5 protein-coding genes are annotated in these 7,425 nt (G+C 56.4%); all 5 read left to right on the top strand.

Translation table 11 applies throughout. The features are described from left to right. The first annotated feature begins 30 nt into the window (after positions 1 to 30). The 5 genes from SV253_00800 (at position 31) to SV253_00820 (ending at position 7,272) form a co-directional block, all read left to right on the top strand. Positions 31 to 2,844 carry a hypothetical protein gene (locus SV253_00800; protein MDY6774625.1) on the top strand — a complete coding sequence of 938 codons (2,814 nt, stop codon included), beginning with the start codon at positions 31 to 33 and terminating at the stop codon, positions 2,842 to 2,844. A gap of 82 nt (positions 2,845 to 2,926) precedes the next feature. Next, complete coding sequence (locus SV253_00805) at positions 2,927 to 3,214, top strand: hypothetical protein (GenBank protein MDY6774626.1); 288 nt, start codon at positions 2,927 to 2,929, stop codon at positions 3,212 to 3,214. Between the two features lie 117 nt (positions 3,215 to 3,331). Then, positions 3,332 to 5,758, top strand: coding sequence for a DNA topoisomerase VI subunit B (locus SV253_00810; GenBank protein ID MDY6774627.1), 2,427 nt, complete (start codon positions 3,332 to 3,334; stop codon positions 5,756 to 5,758). A gap of 40 nt (positions 5,759 to 5,798) precedes the next feature. Then, positions 5,799 to 6,878, top strand: coding sequence for a DNA topoisomerase IV subunit A (locus SV253_00815; GenBank protein ID MDY6774628.1), 1,080 nt, complete (start codon positions 5,799 to 5,801; stop codon positions 6,876 to 6,878). A 109-nt stretch (positions 6,879 to 6,987) separates the two neighbouring features. Continuing rightward, positions 6,988 to 7,272 carry a type II toxin-antitoxin system HicB family antitoxin gene (locus SV253_00820; protein ID MDY6774629.1) on the top strand — a complete coding sequence of 95 codons (285 nt, stop codon included), beginning with the start codon at positions 6,988 to 6,990 and terminating at the stop codon, positions 7,270 to 7,272. Positions 7,273 to 7,425 lie beyond the last annotated feature (153 nt).

Genomic DNA, 7,425 nt, shown 5'->3' on the forward strand with positions numbered 1-7,425 from the left:
CGAGGCTCAGTAGAGTAGACAAGACAAAAGATGCGTTCCACAGTTGCTCTGACTCTCGTCTTCGTCTCTGTCTCTCTGTGTCTTCTCTTACTCCCCGTCGGAGCCGCACAGGACTCGTCTGACTACCGCGTGACCCAGAGTACCAACACCGTCTACTTCGGAGACGGCGAGTCAAATATCTATGCTGTCGAGGCGTCCGACTCACGGTGTGAGGTGCGTGACACAAATGAGACACCCGAGTATGTCGCAGTCGTGACACGTGACGACACAAACGCCGGCTTTGTCTCCGACACGGCTGTCTTCGACTCCGGAGGCTCGGGGAGATTTAGCTTCGACCTGCCTACTGAACCACATCCGGGCGACTACCGGGCTATTGTCGTGAGTAGCGGCTGTGACGGAGCCTTCGGAACCTCGAATACCGCGGGTAGCCTCCAGAACCTCGTCAGAAACAACCCTCAGTGGACCTACTCACAGCTTGAGGAGACCTTGAGAGCCGAGACGGCGGGTGCGGCGGGCTCCGACGACGTAATATCGGTTCTGAGCTTCGAAGTCGTCGAACGTCGAACTGATATCACCATAGATGACCTCGACAGAAACGTCGTAGTGGGCGATACTCTCAGCATAACGGGACGTCTCGAGGGCAGGTTCTCAGAGAACGTCGAAAAGACGGTCGACGAGATTACCGTCGAGATAAACCAGCTCAACACACCGACTGACAGTACCTCGATGAGAACTGTCGAGAGATGGAAGGTGCCGATAGACCCCGACGACGAGGAGGATTTCGACGGGAGATGGGATCTCGCAGACGCAGACGACCTCGACGGATCTGGCTTCGACACCGAGGGCTACACTCTCGGGAGGTACAGGATCGAGGCTTTCTCACGTAACGCAGACGTCGGCTTCGACACCCACGAGTTCCGGATAGTCAGCGAGAACTACACCGAAGTCGGAGAAGCAGAGATGAGGAAGGAGCCGATCTTCACACCCGAGACGTTCGGGAACCAAGGCAGCCAGAACGCGAGTCCCCCGACTTCGGAGCCCTACGACGCCACACCCGTCGCTGAACTCGGTTCGTTAGACCTCGGAGAGAGAACTACAGTCGTCGCAAAGGTTGAGTCTAAGTCGGAGAGGGCGGCACTCGTCGAGTTCTGGGCGTCCGACGGCACGAGACAAGACCCGAGCTATCCGCCGAGACAGAACAGACGTCAGTACTTCCGTGGGGTTCTCCGTCCCGACTTCGGTCTCTCAGTAGAGGAGGGTGAGTGGTACATATTCGATCTCGTCCGTATATCCACGTTCCTCGAAGAGGTAGACGGAGACACAGTCACGGGTGGTGACGACGACGCCATACCAGGACCCGAGGAGATACGCCAGTCAGACCCCTTCGGTACTTTCCAGGCAGTTGACGCCGTCCCAGTCGGAGACAGTCATTACATAAGAGTAGACAGGGACGAGGTCGAGGAGTTCGTGGGTGCGAGGGTCGTCTTCGACTCGTACATCAAGTACATAAAGGAATCTGTCGCGGGCGAGGACGATGTCTACCTCGACGGAGGAAACAACACAATACTCGCGAGAGGCGTCGCAGCCGACAATCTGCGTCTCGCCGAGAACTACACAGTCTTGGGACGTGTATCGACCGAGGAGATACAGGCAGACGATTTTGAGGTGTTTTCACCGTACACCGTCGGCGAGGGCGCGACGACACATTACGCTGTCTCTGTCAGAGGTGCTGCTTTCCTGCGTCAGGGTGCACGTGGAGGTCTGAGTATACCCGGGGATCTCGGGCTTCTAGACCGGTACACGATGGTGAACGCCTCCGAGGCTACGACTGTCTACTCGCGACGTATCGCTTTCAACGCCTCAGTCGTCAGAGTTGGCGAGACTAGGGGCGTAAACCGATCCGAGTCGACTGACAGAGCCGTGGTGAGGGGCGACGACGGCACTAAGCTCGTTATCGAGTACCCGTCGACAATAGACCTCGCAGCCGGGTACGACATACTCGTCAAAGGTGTCGTAAATACGGGAAGGACGCCCGAGGGTCTCCCCAAGATACGTCCACGTGGAATCGGAATCTACTCGTACTCTGAGACTGACACCCAAGCTGTCGTAGAGTCTTCGCCCTCGAATATAAGCTTCGTGGACGTAGACCACCCCTCTGAGGTCAACACGGCTGACTCGATCATAGTCAACCTAACTAGCCGTAACACGGGTGGCACGGGATTCGGCTCCCACTCGCTCACCTTCCCTTCGAGTTTTGCTGTCTCAGGGGCGGAGTCGTCGTCAGGACTCGACGTGAGCTACACCTACGGTAGCATAGTCGTAACAGCCGAGGGTGACTGGGAGTCTAACAGTACCGACACGCTCTCAGTGGAGGCGACGGCTCTTACGACGGGTGAGAAGACTATACAGTATTCGAGCGGCTCGACCAACGGGAGCTTCGAAGTCGAAGTCCAGTCCTTCGAACAGAACGTCTCGACCACGAGCTTCAACCTGACATCTGAGTCGTCTTCTAATTCGAGCGTCGACGTGCCTACGCCTCCGGAGTCGGTCGTCTTCTTCGACTCCGGCAACCGGTATCTCGGAAAGGCAGATCTCGGCGGCGAGTCTTACTACGTCTTCGAGTACAACAACACCAATCCGCTCGGAAACCGTCTCGAAGTCGTCAACTCGACGGGGTCACGTGTGTCCAACTCAACCGTTGCGACTCAGGCTGTCAGGGAAGTCAAGAACACGACCGGGGCTGACGGAGGCTGGAGCTCCCTCAACATAACACGTCTCAAGGTCGTCGGAGCTCCCTTAGTATTGATACTCGTCTTGGTCGGCGTAGTAAGCCGAATCCGGTGAGACTGTCAAACGTTAGCAAAAAGGATATAAGTCATAACTTGGTAATAGTTACCAAGGGTCTAAAACCCAGGTGAACCACTAAATGAGTGTCAACGACTGGAGAGTCTGGAAATGGAAACAGCACGTCTGTATCGCCTGCGGAGAGAGTCTGTCCAGAGACTCGTTCGATATCTACTACCGCGACGGAAACTCCGAGAACACGGAGCTCGACAACATCGACCTCGTATGTCCCGACTGTGGTGACGAGATTGACTACGCGACTCACGAGAGGGGCGAGGTCGAAAACGTATTCGAGGAGATAGAGGAGGAGATGCCAAGCGCGTCTCCCGAGGAGAAGACCGCCGAGTACCTCCGAAGGACACAGGAGTAGACACGGCTTCTCTGTCTCGGTCTTCTACTGCGTTCGGGTTCCGGTATACCGCCGTCCTGACGCGCCTTTCGGCGTTCCGTAACGCGTTTAAATCCTCGACGACTACTTTTCTTCAAGGTGTCTTATCAATCTAAACTTACGGACGATATTGCTGAGGAACTAGCACAGGAACAGCGTTCTATCTCCGTAGCCGAGTTCTTCGAGAAGAACAAACATATGCTCGGCTTCGACTCCGGAGCACGTGGTCTCGTGACGGCTGTCAAGGAGGGGGTCGACAACTCACTCGACGCGTGTGAGGAGGCGGAGATACTCCCCGACATATTCGTCGAGATAGAGGAGCTCGACGAGACTTACAGGCTCGTGATCGAGGACAACGGTCCGGGGATAGTCAGAAAGCAGATTCCGAAGATATTCGGTAAGCTCCTCTACGGAAGCAGGTTCGGGAAACGTGTTCAGTCGAGAGGTCAGCAGGGTATAGGAATCTCCGCCGCTGTCCTATACTCACAGCTCACGAGCGGAAAGCCCGCGAAGATCGTCTCGAAGACAGAGAGCGGCGAGGCTCACGAGTTCGAGATAACCATCGACACCGACACCAACGACCCCGAGATACTCAGCGACGAGATAGTCGACTGGGACAGGACACACGGCACACGTATTGAGATAGAGCTCGAGGCGAACATGCGTGCGAGGAAACAGCTCCATACCTACATCAAGAACACGGCTGTCGTCAATCCCCACGCACGTATACGTCTCAGGGAGCCCGAGAACGACTTCGAGTTCGAGAGGGCGACCGACGAGCTGCCCGAGAAGGCTGAGGAGATAAAGCCACATCCTCACGGAATAGAGCTCGGAACTCTCATACGTATGTTAGAGTCGACCGACTCGTACAACGTCGGTGCCTTTGTGAGACAGGAGTTCACCCGGGTAGGATCGAAGACCTCTGACGAGATACTCGACGAGTTCCGTGACAGACACTACGGGAGGGAGATGGCGTGGTCGACCCCCTCTCCCGACGGTGTCGCGGATATGAGACAGTCGGTCATAGACTCGGTCTCGAACAAGACCACCGGCGACACGCGGAAGTTCGCCGACCACGTAGTCGAGAACCTACTTCAGCACGAGACCTTAGCCGGGTTCGAGATACGTGATGAGATCGACGACGCCGCCGAGAAGACACAGGACGAGACCGGGACGACATTCGGCGAGACAGTACGTCAGAAAGCCGCCGAGGCAGTCGCCTCGTTCCTCACCGAGGACACAAACCCAGTCGATGATGTCCACGAGATAGTCGAGTCGGCGACCACGACCTCGAAGGACGCCGAGACGGTCGAGGAGATATCGAAGATACTCGCGCCGAAGCTCGTACGTGATGACGAGGGTGAAGACGAGACCGAGGACAGACTCGGATCGAGAGCCGTCTACGACGACGTCACCGAATACGTAGACAGAGCGGCTGACTCGGTCGAGGAGCTACGTGACGTCCGTGTGGGTGAGACAGCGAGGAAAAACATCGTCGACGAGATCTGGGATACGATGAGGACTGTCCCCGACGACGTGCCTCTCGTGAGAGAGGTAGCCGAAGACAGAGACACCGCACGTCTACTCCTCGACTCGATGCGTGCGACAGACGTGATGTCGCCTCCGACGGGCTGTCTGTCTCCCATAACACCCGACCTCATGGAGAAGGGTCTCAGAAAGGAGTTCGACGCCGAGTTCTACTCGACGGCGACGCGTGACGCGAGCGTCCACGGAGGCGACCCCTTCGTCGTCGAGGCGGGAATCGCATACGGCGGATCACTCCACGGCGACTCGAAAGCAGACCTCCTGAGGTTCGCCAACAGGGTTCCACTCGTCTACCAACAGGGAGCGTGTGTCATAACCGACGCAGTCGAGGGAATCGGATGGAGGAACTACGGTCTAAGCCAGTCGTCAGGGTCGCTACCTGAGGGTCCTCTCGTGATAATGGTACACGTCGCCTCGACGAACGTTCCCTTCACAAGCGAGTCGAAGGACGCCGTCGCCGGAGTCCCTGAGATACACGACGAGGTTGAGTTAGCGGTAAGAGAGGTTGCACGTGACCTCAAGGATCACCTGAGTAAACAGAGGTCGCGCCAAAAAAGGAAGAAGAAGGAACGTGTCATAGGGAAGATACTCCCCGAGATGGCTGAGAAGGTCGCCGAGATCACGGGGAAGGAGACCCCCGAGATAGATGAGACAGTCGCCGAGATAATGAACAAGGTCTATGTCTCTGTCGAATCCGACGGCGGGTCGTCGGCGTCGGTCGAGGTCACCAACCACTCGAACTCGGGTGAGTGCTTCGAGCTTCACATCTTCACCGACGCCGAGCCGAGTGTCGACGGTAACACAGACGGCGTAGAGGTAGTCGACCTCGACGGCGAGTACGACTTGGTCTGGAACGTAGACCTCGCGAAGGGCGAGTCGGCGAGCATAGAGTACTCGGCTGAGGGCGAGAGCGAGATACAGCAGATCACAGCCGAGGGAATAGAGGACGACCTAATACAGATACACGAGAACAATGAGTAAGAGTAATACCGATACTGACACCGACACCGAGAGTACTGAGATGTCGAGGGAAGAGGCAGCACGCCAGACACTCCTCGAACTCGCTGACGAGATATACGAACAGTTCGACGACGGCGAGATACCACGTGTACGTCTCCCGACACGTACGAAGAACAACGTCGAGTACGACGAGGACTCCGACGTCTGGGTCTACGGAGACTCGAAGAGTACGCGGTCGGCGAACTCCGTCAGCGGCGCGCGTAAGCTACTGCGTCTCGTCTACACTACCGAGTTCCTCCGCGAACAGATAGAGGAGGAGAGGTCGTCGACACTCAGGGAGCTATACTATCTCTCCGAGGGATGGGAGAACGCACAGTTCTCGTCACAGGACGAGAGCGACCGCCTCATAGAGGATCTCGAAATACTCGGCGACCTGAGACGTGAGGCGTTACATATGCGTCCCGAGGAGGACGGCGCGACCGTCATAGGTCCTCTCGAACTCCGTGAACAGACGAGACGTGGCGAGCGCGACATACACTGTCAGGAGGACGTCGGTGAGGGAGGCTACCAGATACCCACCGACGTCGACACAGTCGAGTTCCTCGACGACGACGCCGACTTCGTCTTAGCAGTCGAGACGGGTGGTATGCGTGACCGTCTCGTCGAGAACGGCTTCGACGAGTCACATAACTCGATCATAGTACATCTCAAGGGGCAGCCTGCGCGTTCGACGAGACGTATCATAAAGAGGCTCCACGACGAGCGTGACCTTCCCGTCGTCGTCTTCACTGACAGTGACCCGTGGTCTTACAGGATATACAGCAGCGTCGCCTACGGCTCTATAAAGAGCGCCCATCTCTCGAAGCATCTCGCGACTCCCGAGGCTGAGTTCATAGGCATACAGCCCTCCGACATAGTCGACTACGACCTGCCGACCGACCCTCTGAGTGACTCCGACATAAACGCTCTCGAAAACGAGCTTACAGATCCGAGGTTTGACACTCCTTACTGGAGGGAACAGATCGAGCTTCAGTTAGACATAGACAAGAAAGCGGAACAGCAGTCACTCGCTTCGTACGGTCTCGACTTCGTGACAGACGAGTACCTCCCCGAGAGACTGTCGGAGATGGGTGTGGTGTGATCTGGCGAAGGCTTTATTCGTGAAGAAGCGGTACGGACACAGGAGACAGAAGACAGAAGACAGAAGACAGAAGACAGAGACGAACAACCCAAAACCTGATGGTGGGAAAATGAGTACCGAAATAAAACGCAAGATAACCCTGACCCAAGAAGACGGCGTCTGGGTGGCTAAGGATGAAGATGAGGGAGTGGCGTCTCAGGGATCGACGAAGGAAGAAGCCCTCGATAACCTTGAGGAGGCGGTCGCCTTACACAGGGGCGAGATAGGACGTGAGCCTACCGAGGAAGAGCTTCGTGAGATCGGCATAGATCCCGAGGACAACGACAACGACAACGACAACGACAACGACAACGAAGCCGGAGGCGAACTCCCTGACTTTCTGAAGTTGAAGTAGTAGAAGGATGGTGACACGTAACTTCTCGGGGGATGATGTCGCCCGAGTTCTAGTTAACAAAGGCAACTTCATCTGGGATCGGACGACAGGAGATCATATGATTCTGAAGTGGGAGCCTCCCGAAAACCACGATACTAATCCGCGTACTGTTAC

The organism is Candidatus Afararchaeum irisae (assembly GCA_034190545.1).
GTDB classification, from domain to species: domain Archaea; phylum Halobacteriota; class Halobacteria; order Halobacteriales; family Afararchaeaceae; genus Afararchaeum; species Afararchaeum irisae.